This is a genomic window from Stenotrophomonas sp. INTA L402-1 (assembly GCF_059295135.1).
This window is the reverse complement of record NZ_JCAFWP010000250.1, coordinates 1-522: the sequence shown is the minus strand read 5'-3', so window position 1 is coordinate 522 and position 522 is coordinate 1. Positions and strand designations below refer to the sequence as shown.

The 522-nt window shown below is 50.4% G+C and carries 1 protein-coding gene; it reads right to left on the bottom strand.

Annotated features, from left to right (window positions below; translation table 11 throughout):
• Positions 1 to 29: 29 nt before the first annotated feature.
• On the bottom strand, positions 30 to 522 hold a 493-nt coding region (locus tag AC5O77_RS22630), incomplete at its 5' end, for a fimbrial protein (protein ID WP_494507279.1).

Genomic DNA, 522 nt, shown 5'->3' with positions numbered 1-522 from the left:
CTTTTAAATATGGGTTATCAACATATCCATCACTGATAAGAAATATTCAGCGTAGCGGTGGCATTGGCCGAGCCGGCGGGGAAATTTTCTGCGGTCTGATAATAATGGGCGGTAAACGGGAAGGTTTCCTGACCACCGGCCGAGGTTTTCAACGCCAGTAGCTGGTTGAGTTTTAGCGGCGTGTTGTTGTACAACAGCTGTACGCCAACTCCTTTGGCCACCCCGGCGCTGCCGGCGTTGGTGAGCTGCAAGATACTGCTATCGCTGCTCTCTGAATTTTGCGTACCACCCAGCGAGACGTTGATTTTTGCATTGGCATCACAGTTCAGCCCGACGTTAAACGCCTTGGGTTTTAGCGTCGTCCCCACGCCGGTAAATTCGGTTGCCAACACATCTCCCAGCGGCACCTGAATATTGGAGGCGTTCAACGAGCAGGCCAGTTGGGTTACGGTGTTACCGCTACCCATATTGATAACCGTAACATCCGCGGAAGAATTATCTAGTTTTGATACTACATAATAT